This is a genomic window from Caballeronia sp. ATUFL_F1_KS39, from assembly GCF_023630985.1.
Classification (GTDB): Bacteria; Pseudomonadota; Gammaproteobacteria; order Burkholderiales; family Burkholderiaceae; genus Caballeronia; species Caballeronia zhejiangensis.
Map to the genome: position 1 here is coordinate 239,933 of NZ_JALQDZ010000001.1, position 15,756 is coordinate 255,688.

The 15,756-nt window shown below is 65.1% G+C and carries 21 protein-coding genes; 14 read left to right on the forward strand and 7 right to left on the reverse strand.

Translation table 11 applies throughout. The annotated features are described in order from the left end of the window. The first annotated feature begins 105 nt into the window (after window positions 1-105). The 3 genes from NCR93_RS01180 (at window position 106) to rfaE2 (ending at window position 2,980) form a co-directional block, all read left to right on the forward strand. Window positions 106-1,107: a MerR family transcriptional regulator gene (locus NCR93_RS01180; protein WP_239294312.1), complete on the forward strand. Its 1,002-nt coding sequence runs from the start codon at window positions 106-108 to the stop codon at window positions 1,105-1,107. A gap of 395 nt (window positions 1,108-1,502) precedes the next feature. Further along, window positions 1,503-2,378 carry a ferritin family protein gene (locus tag NCR93_RS01185; protein ID WP_033536551.1) on the forward strand — a complete coding sequence of 292 codons (876 nt, stop codon included), beginning with the start codon at window positions 1,503-1,505 and terminating at the stop codon, window positions 2,376-2,378. A 119-nt stretch (window positions 2,379-2,497) separates the two neighbouring features. Next, the gene (rfaE2, locus tag NCR93_RS01190; RefSeq protein WP_250522859.1) at window positions 2,498-2,980 is read left to right on the forward strand and encodes a D-glycero-beta-D-manno-heptose 1-phosphate adenylyltransferase; all 483 of its coding nucleotides are present in this window, start codon (window positions 2,498-2,500) and stop codon (window positions 2,978-2,980) included. 15 nt (window positions 2,981-2,995) lie between these two features. On the opposite strand, the gene NCR93_RS01195 is transcribed toward rfaE2, so the two are convergent. From NCR93_RS01195 to relB, 5 genes are read right to left on the reverse strand one after another with little or no spacing between them, the layout of a single operon-like run. Further along, on the reverse strand, window positions 2,996-3,235 hold the full coding sequence (locus NCR93_RS01195) for a hypothetical protein (RefSeq protein WP_008351832.1): 240 nt from the start codon (window positions 3,233-3,235) through the stop codon (window positions 2,996-2,998). A gap of 34 nt (window positions 3,236-3,269) precedes the next feature. Further along, entirely contained in the window at window positions 3,270-4,091 is an 822-nt protein-coding gene (locus NCR93_RS01200; protein ID WP_008351830.1) for a type III pantothenate kinase, read from the reverse strand. Continuing rightward, a complete protein-coding gene (locus NCR93_RS01205) occupies window positions 4,088-4,984 on the reverse strand; it encodes a biotin--[acetyl-CoA-carboxylase] ligase (RefSeq protein ID WP_175979745.1) in 897 nt (298 codons plus the stop codon). The genes NCR93_RS01200 and NCR93_RS01205 overlap by 4 nt, the downstream gene beginning before the upstream one ends. Before the next feature lie 51 nt (window positions 4,985-5,035). Continuing rightward, window positions 5,036-5,353: a type II toxin-antitoxin system RelE/ParE family toxin gene (locus tag NCR93_RS01210; protein ID WP_350029151.1), complete on the reverse strand. Its 318-nt coding sequence runs from the start codon at window positions 5,351-5,353 to the stop codon at window positions 5,036-5,038. After that, complete coding sequence (relB, locus tag NCR93_RS01215) at window positions 5,310-5,531, reverse strand: type II toxin-antitoxin system RelB family antitoxin (protein WP_241814077.1); 222 nt, start codon at window positions 5,529-5,531, stop codon at window positions 5,310-5,312. Before relB ends, NCR93_RS01210 begins: the two co-directional genes overlap by 44 nt. 153 nt (window positions 5,532-5,684) lie before the next feature. On the opposite strand from relB, the gene NCR93_RS01220 reads away from it, so the two are divergent. From NCR93_RS01220 to NCR93_RS01250, 7 genes are read left to right on the forward strand one after another with little or no spacing between them, the layout of a single operon-like run. Continuing rightward, on the forward strand, window positions 5,685-6,812 hold the full coding sequence (locus tag NCR93_RS01220) for an MlaE family ABC transporter permease (protein ID WP_008351824.1): 1,128 nt from the start codon (window positions 5,685-5,687) through the stop codon (window positions 6,810-6,812). Between the two features lie 5 nt (window positions 6,813-6,817). Continuing rightward, the gene (locus NCR93_RS01225; RefSeq protein WP_008351823.1) at window positions 6,818-7,696 is read left to right on the forward strand and encodes an ABC transporter ATP-binding protein; all 879 of its coding nucleotides are present in this window, start codon (window positions 6,818-6,820) and stop codon (window positions 7,694-7,696) included. 30 nt (window positions 7,697-7,726) lie between these two features. Further along, window positions 7,727-8,686, forward strand: coding sequence for an MlaD family protein (locus tag NCR93_RS01230; RefSeq protein ID WP_175979746.1), 960 nt, complete (start codon window positions 7,727-7,729; stop codon window positions 8,684-8,686). A gap of 13 nt (window positions 8,687-8,699) precedes the next feature. Then, window positions 8,700-9,326: an ABC-type transport auxiliary lipoprotein family protein gene (locus NCR93_RS01235; RefSeq protein ID WP_008351820.1), complete on the forward strand. Its 627-nt coding sequence runs from the start codon at window positions 8,700-8,702 to the stop codon at window positions 9,324-9,326. A gap of 34 nt (window positions 9,327-9,360) precedes the next feature. Then, window positions 9,361-10,533 (forward strand): VanZ family protein, encoded by a 1,173-nt coding sequence (locus NCR93_RS01240; RefSeq protein ID WP_250480230.1) that lies wholly within the window; start codon window positions 9,361-9,363, stop codon window positions 10,531-10,533. Window positions 10,534-10,591: 58 nt separating this feature from the next. Continuing rightward, entirely contained in the window at window positions 10,592-10,921 is a 330-nt protein-coding gene (locus NCR93_RS01245) for a (2Fe-2S) ferredoxin domain-containing protein (protein ID WP_008351817.1), read from the forward strand. Then, window positions 10,918-11,544, forward strand: a complete 627-nt coding sequence (locus NCR93_RS01250) for an alpha/beta hydrolase (protein ID WP_250522861.1) — start codon at window positions 10,918-10,920, stop codon at window positions 11,542-11,544. Before NCR93_RS01245 ends, NCR93_RS01250 begins: the two co-directional genes overlap by 4 nt. A 12-nt stretch (window positions 11,545-11,556) precedes the next feature. Here NCR93_RS01250 and NCR93_RS01255 read toward each other — a convergent pair whose 3' ends face one another. Beyond that, window positions 11,557-11,880, reverse strand: a complete 324-nt coding sequence (locus NCR93_RS01255) for a hypothetical protein (protein WP_144403732.1) — start codon at window positions 11,878-11,880, stop codon at window positions 11,557-11,559. A 33-nt stretch (window positions 11,881-11,913) separates the two neighbouring features. Between NCR93_RS01255 and NCR93_RS01260 the strand changes: the two genes are divergently transcribed. From NCR93_RS01260 to NCR93_RS01270, 3 genes are read left to right on the forward strand one after another with little or no spacing between them, the layout of a single operon-like run. Then, the gene (locus NCR93_RS01260; protein ID WP_033536586.1) at window positions 11,914-13,116 is read left to right on the forward strand and encodes a D-alanyl-D-alanine carboxypeptidase family protein; all 1,203 of its coding nucleotides are present in this window, start codon (window positions 11,914-11,916) and stop codon (window positions 13,114-13,116) included. Between the two features lie 10 nt (window positions 13,117-13,126). Continuing rightward, the gene (locus NCR93_RS01265; RefSeq protein WP_008351813.1) at window positions 13,127-14,038 is read left to right on the forward strand and encodes a D-amino acid aminotransferase; all 912 of its coding nucleotides are present in this window, start codon (window positions 13,127-13,129) and stop codon (window positions 14,036-14,038) included. 11 nt (window positions 14,039-14,049) lie between these two features. Continuing rightward, the gene (locus NCR93_RS01270) at window positions 14,050-14,358 is read left to right on the forward strand and encodes a DUF493 family protein (protein ID WP_034470775.1); all 309 of its coding nucleotides are present in this window, start codon (window positions 14,050-14,052) and stop codon (window positions 14,356-14,358) included. Here the strand turns inward: NCR93_RS01270 and NCR93_RS01275 are convergent. Then, window positions 14,342-15,295 carry a transcriptional regulator GcvA gene (locus NCR93_RS01275; RefSeq protein WP_008351810.1) on the reverse strand — a complete coding sequence of 318 codons (954 nt, stop codon included), beginning with the start codon at window positions 15,293-15,295 and terminating at the stop codon, window positions 14,342-14,344. The genes NCR93_RS01270 and NCR93_RS01275 overlap by 17 nt on opposite strands. A 123-nt stretch (window positions 15,296-15,418) precedes the next feature. On the opposite strand from NCR93_RS01275, the gene NCR93_RS01280 reads away from it, so the two are divergent. Next, a complete protein-coding gene (locus NCR93_RS01280) occupies window positions 15,419-15,745 on the forward strand; it encodes a DUF2917 domain-containing protein (protein WP_033536549.1) in 327 nt (108 codons plus the stop codon). Window positions 15,746-15,756 lie beyond the last annotated feature (11 nt).

Here is a 15,756-nt window from a genome sequence, read left to right on the forward strand (position 1 = left end):
TTTTGTCTATGATGAAAGCTTGACGGTGCGGAATCTTTGTCCATCCATCGGCGTTGGGCACGCAATCTGCATCGAATGCGATATTTCGTTCGAACCGATCTGTCCATGACAAATTCATCAGAACAAGATTTCGATTCGGATTCGATCTCCGATGGCCCCGAGCGTCCGGAACCCGTGCCGCCAAGCGCCGCAACGGCGGGCGCGACCGGCATAGGCATCGGCGCCATCGCTCAGGAGATTGGTCTGACGAAGGACACTTTGCGTGTCTGGGAGCGCCGGTATGGATTTCCGCAGCCGATGCGCACTTCCGGCGGGGAGCGGCTGTATCCGCAGGAACAGGTGACGAAGCTGCGGCTCGTGAAGCGATTGCTCGACGCGGGACATCGGCCGAGCAAAGTGCTCGGGCAATCGATCGACGCGCTGCAGCAACTGGCCGAAAGCTCGGGCGTCGGCCAGGACGCGCCGGACGCCGAGCTCGACCATCTGATCTCACTGCTGCGCGCGGGCGCTTATGACGATTTCCGCTTCGGCCTGCTGAAGCGCGCAACGCGCGACGGCCTCGAACGCTTCGTGCTGGATGTCGCGGCGCCGCTGTCGGCACGCATCGGCAATGCGTGGGCGGCGGGCACGTTGCAGGTCTATCACGAACATCTGTTCAGCGAGGCGATCCAGTCGACGCTGCGCACGCTGATACGTCCGCTCTCGGATGCCGTGCGCGGGCGCAACGGCCGTCCGCGCGTGCTGCTCACGACGCTTTCCGGCGAAGGTCACGGCCTCGGCATCCTGATGGCCGAGGCGATGTTCACGCTATCCGAGTGCGAATGCGTGCAACTGGGATTGCAGACGCCGCTGCACGATATCGTCGATGCCGTGTCGGTGCACAAGATCGATATCGTCGCGCTGTCGTTCACGGCGGTGCTGCCGGCGCAGTCCATTTCGAACGGGCTGACCGACCTGCGCAACCTGCTGCCGCCGCACGTCCGCATCTGGGTTGGCGGCAGCAGCCCGGCGCTGCGCCGCAAGTTCGACGACGGCGTGCATCACATCGCGGGGTTGACCCCGATCGATGAGACCGTCGCGGATTGGCGTCAATCCACCGTGCTATGATCGACGACGCCCGAAACGTCGGGCATTGGCGCGGAAATCCGCATCAAGCGCGCATCGCATCGTTGTCATGCGCGCACGTCATACTGCGCGGCCGGCGCGGTTCCGGCGGCAGTTCGGCGCCACTTGAACATACCTCAGGCACAGGTTTCGCTCCTCACCCACGGTAGAACAAGACGCACAACAGCAACATTTGCACGGGGAGTGCAGTGTTTACGCGGGACGCGACGCGTTGCCGCAGCGCCGAATGTCGCGCTTCGTTGTCGCATTTCGTCTTCGGCCGACCGAATCCCGCGTAAAATTGAAAGCTTGGCTGCGCGCGTGCAAGGCATGTCTGCACGTTCCGGCCGAAAGTCAATACAGATATAACGTCGCATAAGTGGCATCAGGGGTGGACTATGAACACCATGCTTTATCCGGAACTTTATAAATCGCTGGAATCCGTCCGCTGGGATATGGAGAAGGACATTCCCTGGGACAAATTCGATGCTTCCCTGCTCACCGACGAGCAGGCCAAAACCATCAAGATGAACGCGATCACCGAATGGTCCGCTCTTCCCGCAACCGAAATGTTCCTGCGTGACAACCACCACGACAGCGATTTCTCCGCGTTCATGAGCGTGTGGTTTTTCGAGGAGCAGAAGCATTCGCTGGTGCTGATGGAGTATCTGCGGCGCTTCAAGCCCGACATGGTGCCGAGCGAAGAAGAGCTGCACGCGGTGCGCTTCGAGTTCGATCCGGCGCCGCCGCTCGAAACGCTGATGCTGCATTTCTGCGGCGAAATCCGCCTGAATCACTGGTATCGCCGCGCGGCCGAGTGGCACACGGAACCCGTCATCAAGCACATTTATGAAACCATTTCGCGCGACGAAGCCCGTCACGGCGGCGCGTATCTGCGTTACATGAAGAAGGCGCTCGTCAACGCCGGCGACACCGCGCGTGCGGCGTTCGCGAAGATCGGCGTGCTCATGGCGTCCGCGCGCCGTACGGAAAAGCCGCTGCATCCGACCAACCTGCATGTGAATCAGGCGCTCTTCCCGCGCGACACCGTGCAGTCGCGTTTGCCCGATCCCGAATGGCTCGAGCGCTGGCTGGACGACCAGATCCGCTTCGACGACAGTTGGGAGAAGAAGGTCGTCGAGCGCATTCTGCACAACCTGTCGATTCTGTTCGAGCGTTCGTTCGTGACCGCGCAGGAACTGAATCGCTATCGCAAGGAAGTGACGCAGCGCCTGCAGGCCGCGCCGGGCGGCGGGGCTGAACAGCCGGCCTGAGTTTCGGCTTCGATGAACGGACGGCTCGCCGGTCAGCACCGGCGAGCCGTTTTGCATTTTTCCCGTGCGAAGCGCCGTGGCACAATGCGCGCTTTCAGCACATCGCAACGAGCGCCGTCATGCCCGCTATTTTCGAACGCAAGATCATCACGCGCGAAGTGCTCGCCGCGCGCCGTCCGACGCTCGCCGGTCCCGTCGTTTTCACCAACGGCGTCTTCGACATCCTTCATCGCGGCCACGTGACCTATCTCGCTGATGCCAAAGCGCTCGGCGCGACGCTCATCGTCGGCGTGAACAGCGATGCGTCGGTACGCACGCTAGGCAAGGGCGACGATCGCCCGATCAATCGGGAAGATGACCGCATGGCGCTGCTCGCCGCGCTGGAGAGCGTCGACTGGGTCGTGAAGTTCGAGGAAACGACGCCGCTGCAATTGATCGAAGCCGTGCACCCCGACGTGCTCGTGAAGGGCGGCGACTACGACATGGACAAGCTGGCCGAATCGGCACTCGTGCGCGGCTGGGGCGGCAAGGCGCTCGCCATCGCGTTCGAGCACGATCGATCGACGACCGCGCTCCTCAAGAAAGTCCGCGCGCAGAGCTGATTCGCACGCGCGCGATCACTGCCCGAGCGGCGCGGTCTGCACGTTGGCGGCAGGCGCCGGTCCGCCGACGCGCGGCTGATCGAACGCTTCTTCGGGACTCAGCGGGCGCGTCGCGAGCGCCTCGGGATGAACCTGCTGCAATAAGTGATGCGGTTCGCGCACGCCGGCCGCGGGAAGCGGGCCGAACATGCCGCGCATGACCGCGAACATCAGCAAGTTGGCGAGAATCAGAAGGGCGATCAGCCAGCGCAGCATTCTTGGGCTCCGTCCGTCAATCAAATCAGAAAAGTCAGGATGAGTGGCGCGCCGTCGCGTCGCGCGCGATGAGCGCGAGGCCGGACAGCACGAGGGAATCGTGTCGGGTGTGCGGCACGTCGAGCGCGCCCGCGATTTCATTTGCCGCGCCGCCGCCCAGCACGAGCCGGACGTCGGCGCGCCAGTCGGCCTTGAGGTCGCGCCACGCACGCTCAATCAGGCTCGCCTGCGCGAGCAGGCATCCGGCGGATAGCGCGGCGGCGGTGTCGGTGGCGAAAAGACTGCGCGTCTGACTCAGCGCCTCACGCGCCGATGCCGCGTCGAGCGTCGGCAATTGCGCCGTATGGCTGCCGAGCGATTCCATCATCAGCGACCAGCCGGGCGCGATGAGGCCGCCGGTGAACACGCCGTCGGCGCGCAGTGCTTCGAGCGTCGTCGCCGTGCCGAAGGTCGCGACCAGCAGATGCTCGCCCGGATACGCCGCGCGCGCTGCGATCATGCCGGCCCAGCGGTCGCTGCCGAGTCGGGCCGGATCGGCATAGGTGTTGATCACGCCGCACTGCTCGGCGCGCGCGCGGACCACGGTGCGCGGCAGCGTCGGCCAGCGCGCGTCGAGCAGGCGCTGGATGCGGTTCTGTACCGGCATGCCCGCGACGTTCGAAATCCACGCGCTCGCCGGCGCGGGAAGTTCGGACCAATCGTCGAGCGCGGCGTCGTCGGCGACGGTCGAGTGATGCGCGTGCTCGAATGCGCCGTTCGCGAGCGACGCGCCGGCTTCATCGACGAGCGACCATTTGATGCGGCTGTTACCCGCATCGATGAGCAGATACGGCGCCTCGGTTCCCGACGCGTTCACGGACGTTCCTTCGCAAGGCGCAGCGTGAGTTCGCCGGTCGTGACGGCGCGCGGGCCTTCGGGCGCGTCGATCAGCAACTGGCCGCCCTCGTCGACGCCCGATGCGATGCCGCGCGTCACTTCCATGCCCTGGTCGATCAGCGCGACTTCACGTCCGGCCCACGCGTGCGCGTCGAGCCAGCGCTGGCGGAACGGCCTGAAGCCCTCGGCTTCGAAGCGCGGCAGCGCTGCGTCGAGCGCGTTGAGGAGCGCGGCGAGAGTGTCGGTGAGATTGGCGTCGGGCCATGCCCGCGCGAGCGCTGCCGGCGCGGCGCCGGGCGCGGATTGCGCGGCGAGCCGGTTGGCTTCGTCGACCTGCGCGGCGAGTTGTTCCGCGCCGTGCAGATTCATGCCGATGCCGATCACGACCGCGGTCGCGTCAGGCGTGTTCCACGCGGTTTCGATGAGAATCCCGGCGAGCTTGCCGTCGTCGAGCAGGACGTCGTTCGGCCATTTCAGCGCAGGACGCGCGGATGGCGTGAGCGGCAGACGCGCGAGCGCATCGAGGACGGCGGTGCCGATGGCGAGACTCAGACCCGACAGCCCTTCGATCGGCCGCCGCAGCACGCAGCCGACCGACATCAGCAGCGCATTGCCCGGTTCGGCGAGCCACGCGCGCCCGCGCCGCCCGCGACCGGCGGATTGCGAGTACGCGACGCGGACGACGGGTGCAGGCGTGCCGTCGCGTCGCGAGGCGCGCAACTGCTCCAAAACGTCGGCGTTGGTGGAGCCCGTTTCGTCGACGATGTCGATGGTCCAGTCGCGAGCGGGCCGCTCGGCAAGCGTCGCAAGCCGCGAGCGGTCGATGCGCCAGGGCGCGTCGGGGGCGAAGGGGGCGAAAGGAGAGGGGGTCATGGCGGGTATTGTAGCCGTGGGATGCGTGTTCGAAGCCCGTGAAACTCCGCTTCAGCGCGTCTTGTCGCTCGGATACCGCCGCCGTGCATGCAGCGAGTCGAGTACAGTGACGCGGTGCGTCACACGGTAAACCACCAGGTAATTCGGATGAACCACCATCTCTCTGGTATTCGACACCCCCCCGTGACGATCGATGTATGGAACATCCGCTAACGTCCGGACTGCTTCCCTGTTCATCGAAAGTAGATTGTCGGCCGCTTGCGGATCACGCTCTTCAATGTATTCGTAGATTTCCCTGAGTTGTCTCCGTGCGCGCGGCCGCCAATCAACGAGCATTCCGTGCCTTTCGCTTGGCCGCCACGAGCGCATCCATTTCCGCGAATACTTGATCGTTGGGAATCGACGGCTCCGGGTCCGCAAGTGACGCTTCTACCTCCGCGCGGAACCAGGCGTCATACAGTTCAGCCTCTTCGAGCGAATCCGAGTTCGGAAATAAGCGGATCGAGTCGTTTGTCCATTGCGGTTGCACCAGAGTTGTCGAAACCATGATGGCTCAGCGACTCAAGTGCACCGCAACACGGAAATTCCGATCCTTGCGCCTTCCAGCCGAAACCCGCCTGCCACCATCCCCGCGTCCCCCCGACACTCTTCGCTACAATGTCCTCTCCCCTTTAACCGCGTCTCATCGCGCCATCGATCCTTGGACTTCGACACGCCGCCGCGCCTAAGAGTGGAAGCCGGTCTGCAGGGCAAGGTGGTCCGGCTATCGGGCCAGTGGACCGCGCTCGCGCTCGCTCGCGATCGCGCGAAGAGCGGCGTCACGCGGCGTCTGCGCGCCATCGGGCGCGAGGCGATCAGCCAGTGGGATCTGCTTTCCGTCGAGCGGCTCGATCACGTCGGCGGCCAGGCGCTCTGGCGCGTGTGGGGACGCAAGATGCCCGCGACCATCGCGCTGTCCGACACGCAGCGCGAAATCTTCGAGCGCGTCGCGCTGCTCGACGCCGAACGCGAGGAACCCGAAGCCGTCGATCGCGTCGATCCGGTCACGCGGCTCGGCCAGCTCATCTTCGGTTTCTTCGATCACCTGTACGGCGGCCTCGCGATGTTCGGCGCCTTCGTGCTCGATCTCATCGGGCTGGTGCGGCGCCCGCAGCGCATTCCGTGGACGGAAATCTCCGCGAACATCTACAGCGCCGGCGCACAGGCGCTCGCGATCACCGCGCTCGTCGCGTTCCTGATCGGCATCGTGTTGAGCTACTTGTCCGCGCAGCAGTTGCAGGCGTTCGGGGCGAACCAGTACATCGTCAATATTCTCGGGCTTTCCGTGATCCGCGAGCTCGGGCCGGTGCTTTCCGCGATTCTCGTCGCGGGCCGCTCGGGTTCGGCGATCACCGCGCAGATCGGCGTGATGCGCGTCACCGAAGAACTCGACGCGATGCAGGTCATGGGCATTCCGCATAGCCTGCGCCTCGTGCTGCCGCGCGTGATCGCGCTCGGCATCGCAATGCCGCTGCTCGTCATGTGGACCAACATCATCGCGCTGACGGGCGGCGCGCTCGCGGCGAAGCTCGTGCTGTCCATCGACATGAACTTCTTCATTCGCTCGCTGCCGTCGGTCGTGCCGATCGCGAACCTGTGGATCGGGCTCGGCAAGGGCGTCGTGTTCGGCATGCTGATCGCGCTCGCCGCGTGTCACTTCGGCTTTCGCATCAAGGCGAATTCGCAGAGTCTCGGCGAAGGCACGACGACGTCCGTGGTGACGTCGATCACCATCGTCATTCTCGCGGACGCCGTCTTCGCGATCCTGTTCCAGAACGTCGGACTCTGACCGCCATGTCGACCACGCTCGCCACCGCCGTTCGTCATCAGCCGCCGCCCGTCATCGCGGAACCGGTGATCGAAGTGCGCGATCTCACCAAGCGCTACGGGCGCACGGTGATTCACGAGCATCTGAATCTGGATGTGCGGCGCGGCGAGATCGTCGCGTTGCTCGGCGGTTCGGGCTCGGGCAAGACCACGCTCGTGCGGCAGATTCTCGGCCTCGAGTCGCCGACATCGGGCACCATTCGCGTGCTCGGCGAGGAATGGGCGCAAATGGACGACGAAACCGCGAAGATGCTGCGCACGCGCTCCGGCATGATGTTTCAGCAAGGCGCGCTGTTTTCGTCGCTGACGGTATATGACAACATCGCGCAGCCGTTTCGCGAACTCGGCAAGATTCCCGAGGACCTGATCCGCGAATTCGTGATGCTGAAGCTCGAAATGGTCGGCCTGTCGTGCAAGCACGCGAGCAAGATGCCGTCCGCGTTGTCGGGCGGAATGGTGAAGCGCGTCGGCATCGCGCGGGCGATCGCGCTCGAGCCCGAACTGCTGTTCCTCGACGAACCCACGGCCGGTCTCGATCCGAAGGCATCGGACGAATTCGTCGATCTGATCGCGACGCTGCATCGCGCGCTCGGTCTGACGGTCGTGATGGTCACGCACGATCTCGACACCATGGTCGCGCTGTCCACGCGCGTCGCGGTGCTGGCGGATCATCGCGTGCTCGTCGCGGCGCCGGTGGAAGAGGCGTGCGCGGTGGATCATCCGTTCATCCGCGAGTACTTTCTGGGGCGACGCGGCCGCCGCGCGTTGCAGGCATTGCCGTCCGAGCGCCGCGCGAAGCTGCCGCCGGCCGCGCTCGAAGATGCGCCGATCGCCGTGAACAAGTAAGCGCGAAGCGAGCGCCAAAGGAACCTGCCGATGGAAAACAAATCACACGCGTTCTGGACCGGGCTTTTCACGATCGTGCTCGTGCTGGCCATCGCGTTCGCCGTGTTCTTCTTCAACGTCGATCGCACCGTGCGCGTGCCGTACGATCTGATCGCGCGCACCAACGTGACCGGCCTCTTCACGGACGCGGCCGTGCGCTATCGCGGCCTGGGCGTCGGCAAGGTGCAGTCGATCAGCTTCGACAAGTCGCATCCGGGGCAGATCCGCATCCGCATTGTCGTCGACAAGAACGCGCCGATGACGCATTCCACGTACGCGACGCTCGGCTTTCAGGGCGTGACGGGCATCGCGTTCGTGCAGCTCGACGACACCGGCACCGATACGGCCGCGCTGGCTTCGTCGCCGCAGCACGTCGCCGAAGTGCCGATGCGTCCCGGTCTTTTCGAGCAGTTGCAGCAGCGCGGCGACATCATCCTGAAGAAGTTCGAGCGCCTTTCCGACGACGCCGACAAGTTCCTCTCCGACGACGTGCGCAATCAGCTCATGGCGACGACGAAGAGCCTGCAAACCGCCGCCGACGGCATCGCGACGCTCGCGAGCCAGGTGCAGCCCGCGACGGCGCAGTTGCCGCAGACGCTCAGGCAGATCAACACGACGCTCGCCTCGACGCATCAGCTCGTGCAGAACCTGAATCGTCCGGACGGCCCGCTCGTGTCCAACTTGAACAAGGCGGGCAAGGCCGCCGAAGACGCGGGCGCGGCGCTCGCGGACATGAACGAATCGCTGCGTTTCATCACGGCGCGCGTCGGTTTCGAGGCGTTGCCGCGCTTCTATTCGTTCAGCGACGACGTGAGCGCGGCGGCGCGTTCCGTCGATCGCGCCGCCGACGCGTTCAGCACCAATCCGCGCAGCGTGCTCTTCGGCGCGCCGCAGAAGGAGCCGGGACCGGGCGAGCCGGGCTTCGCGTGGCCGGCGAAAGCGGCGCATTGATCGGGGAAAAGATATGACGGACATCGACATGAAAGGAGCGGTCGCGGCGTTCGCGCTCGGCTGCGCCGCGTTGCTCGCAGGTTGCGGATCGACGTCGACCGCGATGCCGAACGCGCATTACGACCTCGGCGCGATACCGGCTGCCAACGCAAGCGCCAACGCCGCGCCGATGCCGCCGGTCAAAGTGCTCGCGGTGGGCGCGCCGCGCAGTCTCGAAACCGATTCGTTCGCGTATCGGCTGAGCTATGTCGATGCACAGCGCACCGGCAACTATTCGAACAGCCACTGGACGATGCCGCCCGCGCAGTTGCTGACGCAACGCCTGCGCGATGCGCTCGCGGCGCGCGGCCCGGTTCTGTCGGGCGCCGATCCGGTGCGCGCCGTGCCGCTGCTCGAAGTCGAGCTGACGAGCTTCGAACAGGTCTTCGATGCGCCCGAGCAAAGCCGCGGCCTCGTGTCGGTGCGCGCGACGCTCACGCAGCAAGGCCGCGTCGTCGGCCAGCGCAGCTTCGCCGCGAGCGCGCCCGCGCCGAGCGCCGATGCCCCCGGCGGCGCGCGGGCGCTCGCGGCTGCATCGGACGATGTGATCGCGCAACTTTCCGCGTGGCTCGCCGCGCAGCCGCTCTCCGCGTCACGATGATCTTCCGCCCAGCATCGAAGCGTCCGGGCGGCTCATGACGATCAAGCAATGGCAGCGTCGCCCGTCGGCGTTCTCCCGGCAGGCGCTCGCCGCGTATGCGGCGCTCGTCGTCTACGGTTCGCTTTATCCGTTTTCCGGCTGGCGCTCGCTCGGATTGAGCCCGTTCGCGTATCTCACCGATCCGCTGCCGCAATATCTGACCGTTTTCGATGTCGTGACCAACGTGCTCGGCTACATGCCGCTCGGCGCGCTGATCGTGCTCGCGCTCTATCCGCGTCTGCGCGGCACATTCGCGGTCGGCGCGGCGCTCATCGGCGGCGCGCTGCTCTCCGGCGCGATGGAAGCGATCCAGACGTATCTGCCGACGCGCGTCGCCTCGAACCTCGATCTCGCCGCGAACGCGTTCGGCGCGCTCGTCGGCGGCATGCTGATCGCGCCCGCGACGAGCGCGCTGCTCGATCGCGGCCTGTTGCGGCGCATCCGCTTTACGTGGTTCGAACGCGACGCGGCGTATGTGCTCGGGCTGACGGCGCTCTGGCCGTTCGCGGCGATGTTCCCCGCGCCGTATCTCTTCGGCGGCGGCGATCTTCCGCGCGTGCTGTGGGACGAGCTCGACCCGGCGATGCAGGACGCGATTCTCGCGTGGACGCCCGCCGCGTGGGACATCGAAAGCTGGCCGGACCGGCTCGGCGCGCTTCTGCCGGACGACGCCTGGGAAGCGCTGATCACATCGACGAGCCTGTTCGCCGCGCTCGTGCTCGCGACGCTGCTCACGCGGCAGCGCGCGCCACGCATCCGGCTGATGCTCGGCCTGATCGCGATGACGATCTTCGCGAAAGCGGGCGCAAGCTTTCTGCAGTCGCGCGCGGGCCTGACCTTCGACTGGGCGACGGACGGCGCGCTGGAAGGCATCGCCATCGCGACGATCGCGGGCGTGCTGTCGGTCGCGTTGCCGCGCGGCTTGCGCGCGGCGCTCGCGGGCGGGGCGCTCGTGATCTCGCTCGCGCTCATCAATCTGCTGCCGGTGAATCCGTATTTCGACATCGTGCTCGCCGACTGGCGGCAGGGCCGCTATCTGCATTTCAACGGGCTTGCGCACTGGCTCGCGTGGGTGTGGCCGTACGCGGCGCTCGGCTGGCTCGCTTCGGCGGCGGAGCGCGCGTGGCTCGCGCGGCGGCGCGCGCGCAAGGCGGGGCGCTCGGCCTGATACGGCGGGCACGAACATCGCTGGCTATAATCGACCGACACTCTCATCGCACCCGCTCATGGATTCCTTCTACAAGTACCACGTGTTCTTCTGCCTGAACCAGCGCGAAGCCGATGCGGCGCGTCCGAGCTGCGCGAACTGCAACGCGCAGGCCATGCAGGAATACGCTAAAAAGCGCGTGAAAAAACTGGGTCTCGCGGGCGAAGGCAACGTGCGGATCAACAAGGCCGGCTGCCTCGACCGCTGCGAACTCGGGCCGGTCGTGGTCGTGTATCCGGAAGGCACCTGGTACACGTATGTCGATGAAACCGACATCGACGAGATCGTCGATTCGCATCTCGCCAACGGCAAAATCGTCGAACGTCTTCTGATCGATCAACCCGCATGAACGCGCAAACCGAAAAGTTTCTCATCGACGGTCCGGTCGGCAAGATCGAATGCGCGCTCGACAAGACCGACAGCGCGCCGCGCGGCATCGCGCTCGTCGCGCATCCGCATCCGCTTTTCGGCGGCACGATGGACAACAAGGTCGCGCAGACGCTCGCGCGCACGTTCGTCCAGCTCGGCTACACGACGTATCGCTCGAACTTTCGCGGCGTCGGGCAGACGGGCGGCGAGCATGACAACGGCATCGGCGAACAGGACGATCTGCTCGCGCTGATCGATCACATGCGCGCGCAGCCGGGTCAGGCGGACGTGCCGATCGTGCTCGCGGGCTTTTCGTTCGGCACCTTCGTGCTGTCGCACGTCGCGAAGCGCATGCGTGATGCCGGCAAGAACATCGAGCGCATGGTGTTCGTCGGCACGGCGGCGAGCCGCTGGGAAGTCGCGCCCGTGCCCGACACGACGCTCGTGATCCACGGCGAAGTCGACGACACCGTGCCGATTCAATCCGTCTACGACTGGGCGCGGCCGCAGGAACTGCCCGTCGTCGTAATTCCGGGCGGCGAGCATTTCTTCCATCGCAAGCTGCATATCCTGAAGCGCGTGATCGTCGACGCGTGGCGTTGAGCGCATCGCTCGTCATCGATCGGCAAAAGCGGCTAAGCGCAGCCTGAAAAACGTTAAAACGAGCGGCAACCGCGCAGATTCCAAGGAAAACGGAAGCGGCCCGCGCGTATAATGGCGCAGAATTTTTTCACGGATTCCGGCCGCGCGACGTTGCATTCGACGTATCGCGGCCGTCGAAACCCCGGCTTCTGAGAACCGTTTTTGCGTCCGTCTGTCGAACGAGCGCTTTTCGCCGCGGCGCCGCGCGTGCCGCTGTCCTGGCGAAATGCCCGACCGACAGCGACGGTCAGCCTGTTCAACCCGTGCTTCGCCGATCATCCGATCCTCGATCGTCATCGTCGCAGCGTGCTTTTTCCGCCGATCGATCCTATGCGCTTTGTCCCTTCCGGCCTGTCTTTTCCTTCCGTTTCCGTTTCCGCAAAAGCCGTTTTCGTTCTGCCCGCCGTGCTGGCGGCGGCGAGCGCTTTCGCCCAGGTTCCGCCGCCCGACGTGACGGCCCGTTCGTGGGTGCTCGTCGACGCCACCAGCAATCAGGTGCTCGCCTCGGGCAATCCCGATGAGCGCGTCGAGCCGGCATCGCTCACCAAGCTGATGACCGCGTATCTCGTCTTCGATGCGTTGAAGTCGAAGAAGATCAACATGGATCAGACCGTCATGCCGAGCGAGGCCGTGCGCCGCGTGCGCACCGACGAGTCGCGCATGTTCATCGAGGCGAACAAGCCCGTCACCGTGCACGATCTCGTGTACGGCATGATCGTGCAGTCGGGCAACGACGCGGCCATCGCGCTCGCGGAACTCGTCGGCGGCAGCGAAGGCAACTTCGTCACGCTGATGAACGCGGCGGCGAAGCGCATCGGCATGACACACACGAATTTCGCCGATGTGAACGGCATGCCCGATCCGCAGCACTACACGACCGCGGGCGATCTCGCCGTGCTGTCGACGCGCCTGATCCGCGACTTCCCCGAGTACTACAGCATCTTCTCGGTGAAGGACTTCACGTACAACAAGATCAAGCAGCCGAACCGCAATCGCCTGCTGTGGCTCGATCCGACCGTCGACGGCCTCAAGACCGGCCACACGAAGGCCGCCGGCTACTGCCTGATCGCGACCGCGAAGCGTTCGCTCGTCGGCGTGCCCGACGCGAGCCGCCGCCTCGTCGCCGTGATGATGGGCGAGCCGAAAGAACACAACCGCGTGCAGGACAGCCTGAAGATGCTGAACTACGGCTACACCGCGTACGACGCGCTGCGTCTGTACAAGGCGAATCAGGTGATCGATTCGCCGCGCGTGTACAAGGGCGCGGCCGACAACGTGCAGGCGGGCGTCACGACGGATCAGTACATCACCGTGCCGAAGGGCTTGGGCGAGAAGGTCAAGCCAACGGTCACGCACGACAATCTGATCGTCGCGCCGATCAAGAAGGGCCAGCAGATCGGCAGCGTCAAGATGATGGCCGATGGCAAGGAAGTCGCGCAGTTCCCGCTCGTCGCGTTGCAGGATGTGCCGGAAGCGGGCATCTTCGGCCGCCTGTGGGATTCGGCGCTGCTCTGGTGGCAAAAGCGTAAGTAAGGAGCCTGTGATGAGCCAAGCCGAAGCATTCGATCCGACGGTCTATCTGAACGGCGAGTGGGGACCGCTTTCCGAAGCGCGCATTCCCGTGCTCGATCGCGGTTTCATCTTCGGCGACGGCGTGTACGAAGTCGTGCCGCTCTACGCGCAAGCCGACGGCGCGCGTCTGCCGTTCCGCCTGAAGCAGCATCTGGCGCGGCTCGATCGCAGTCTCGGCAAGATTCGCATCGGCAATCCGTTCGATGACGCCGGCTGGCGCGCGCTGATCGATCGCGTCATCGCGGAGAACGCCGGCGCGGGCGATGCGCTCGTCTACATCCAGGTGACGCGCGGCGTCGCCAAACGGCGCGGGCACGCGTTCCCGGCGGGAATCGTGCCGACCGTGTTCGTCATGCTCGGCCAGCTCGTGTTCCCGAGCGCGGCGGATCGCGCGCGCGGCGCCGTCGCCGTCACCGCCGAAGACAAACGCTGGCTGCATTGCGACATCAAATCGGTCTCGTTGCTCGGCAACGTGCTGATGGCGCAGCACGCCGCCGAAAACGACGCGCTCGAAACCATTCAGTTGCGCGACGGCTTGCTTACCGAGGGTTCGTCCTCAAATGTGTGGATCGTGAAGGGCGGCACGCTGCTGGGCGCGCCGCGCGGACCGCGCATTCTCGAAGGCATCCGCTACGGGCTCATCGAGGAACTGGCGCGCGAGGCGGGTATCGCGTTCGAGGAGCGCGACATCACCGAAGCAGAATTGCGTTCGGCGGACGAAGTCATGATCAGCTCGGCGACGAAAGAAGTCATGCCGGTCACGACGCTCGACGGCAAGAGCGTCGGCGACGGCCGCCCCGGTCCGGTCTATGCTGCACTGTACGACGCCTACCAGCGGGCCAAAGCGCGCGAGTTCGCCGAAGAGGCCAAGCGCGGCAAGTGAAGGAGAAAGTCATGACTGACAAGCCACAAGCCACCGATCCGACCGACAGCGCCAAGCACAGCGCCGACGAGCTGTTCGATTTTCCCTGCGATTTCCCGATCAAGGTGATGGGCAAGACGCATCCGGAATTCCACGACACGATCGTCGATGTGCTCAAGGCTTTCGACAAGGATTTCGACGCGTCGCGTGTGGAGTCGCGCCCGTCTTCGGGCGGCAACTACACCGGTCTCACCTGCACCGTGCGCGCGCAGAATCGCGCGCATCTCGACGATATCTATCGCGCGCTCACCGGCCATCCGATGGTCAAGGTAGTGCTTTGATCTTGCCCGCGGGCGCATCGCACACCGCCGGCGTGCGCTCGTAGAGCAGCCTGAACTGCTCCGCTTCCTCGAAAACCCACTCCCTGAACGCGTGGACGCGCTTCGTCTGAAGCAGCGCGGTCGGGCACACGAAGTAATACTTCCACGGACTCGGCCCTTCGACATTGAAAAGCCGCACGAGCCGTCCCGCGATGATTTCCTGCATCGCGAGCGAACGGCGCACGAGCGCGATGCCCTGACCGTCGATCGCCGCCTGCAGCAAATTCGACGAATCCTCATACAAGACGCCGCGCTTCGGTTCGGGCAGATCGGTGAGTCCCGCGGCGTCGAACCACGGACGCCAGAGCTCGTCGTCCGAGCGCAGAAGCGGCAGCTTTTCCAGATCGCGCGGCACGCGGGGCAGCGCGCCGCCGCGAAAGTTCGGTGAGCACGCCGGGAAAAAAACCTCGTCGAGCAATTCCTCGGTGTGCAGACCCGCGTACTTGCCGTAGCCGAAACGCAGCGCCACGTCCGCGTCGTCGCGGTTGAAATCGATGAGCGAGGCCGTCGTCAGCAGTTCGAGATCGATATCCGGATGCTGCTCGATGAATCTGCCGACGCGCGGCGTCAGCCAGCGGGCGGAAAACGACGGAATCGTCGATACGATCAGCCGCCGGTCGCGATCGCCGGAGCGGATGCGGCGCGTCGATTCCGCCAGCGCGACGAGCGCCGAGCGCACTTCCGCTGCGTACTGCCGGCCGCGATCGGTGAGACGCACGCGTTTGCCGTCGCGCGCGAACAGCGACACGCCGAGCTCCGACTCCAGCGCGCGAATCTGATGACTGACCGCGCCGTGCGTGACGAAAAGCTCGTCGGCGGCGCGGGAAAAGCTCTCGTGACGGGCGGCGGCTTCGAAGGCGCGCAGCGCGTTCAGGGCGGGAAGCTGGCGGAGGTCCATATGGATTGTCGGCGGTGTCGTTGTCAATACAGCTCACATAGCAGTGAAAATTGATCGTTTTGCCTGATGCCTTGTCACGCCTAGGATTGTAGTCATCGAAACGTTCCCTTGGCGGAGTGGATCATGCGAGAAATATCAACAAGCGTCACCTTCGAAATCAAGCCCGGCGAAACCGTGCCGATGAGAATTGCGCGCGGCACGCGTCTCATGGTCCACGGCAGTCCCGTCTGGGCGACGCGAAGCAACGACATCGAGGATTACTGGCTCGTGCCCGGCGACAATCTCAAGCTGCGCGAGCGCGAGCGGCTCTGGCTTTCCGTCGAGGGCGACCGTCCGGCCTATGTCGTCTTCACGATCCTGCCGCGCTGCGACGAACGCGCGATGCACTGGGTTTCGACGCGCATCGAGCGTCTCGCGCAGCGGTTGCGCTCCGGATGGAGAACCGTCTGACCCCAAGTATT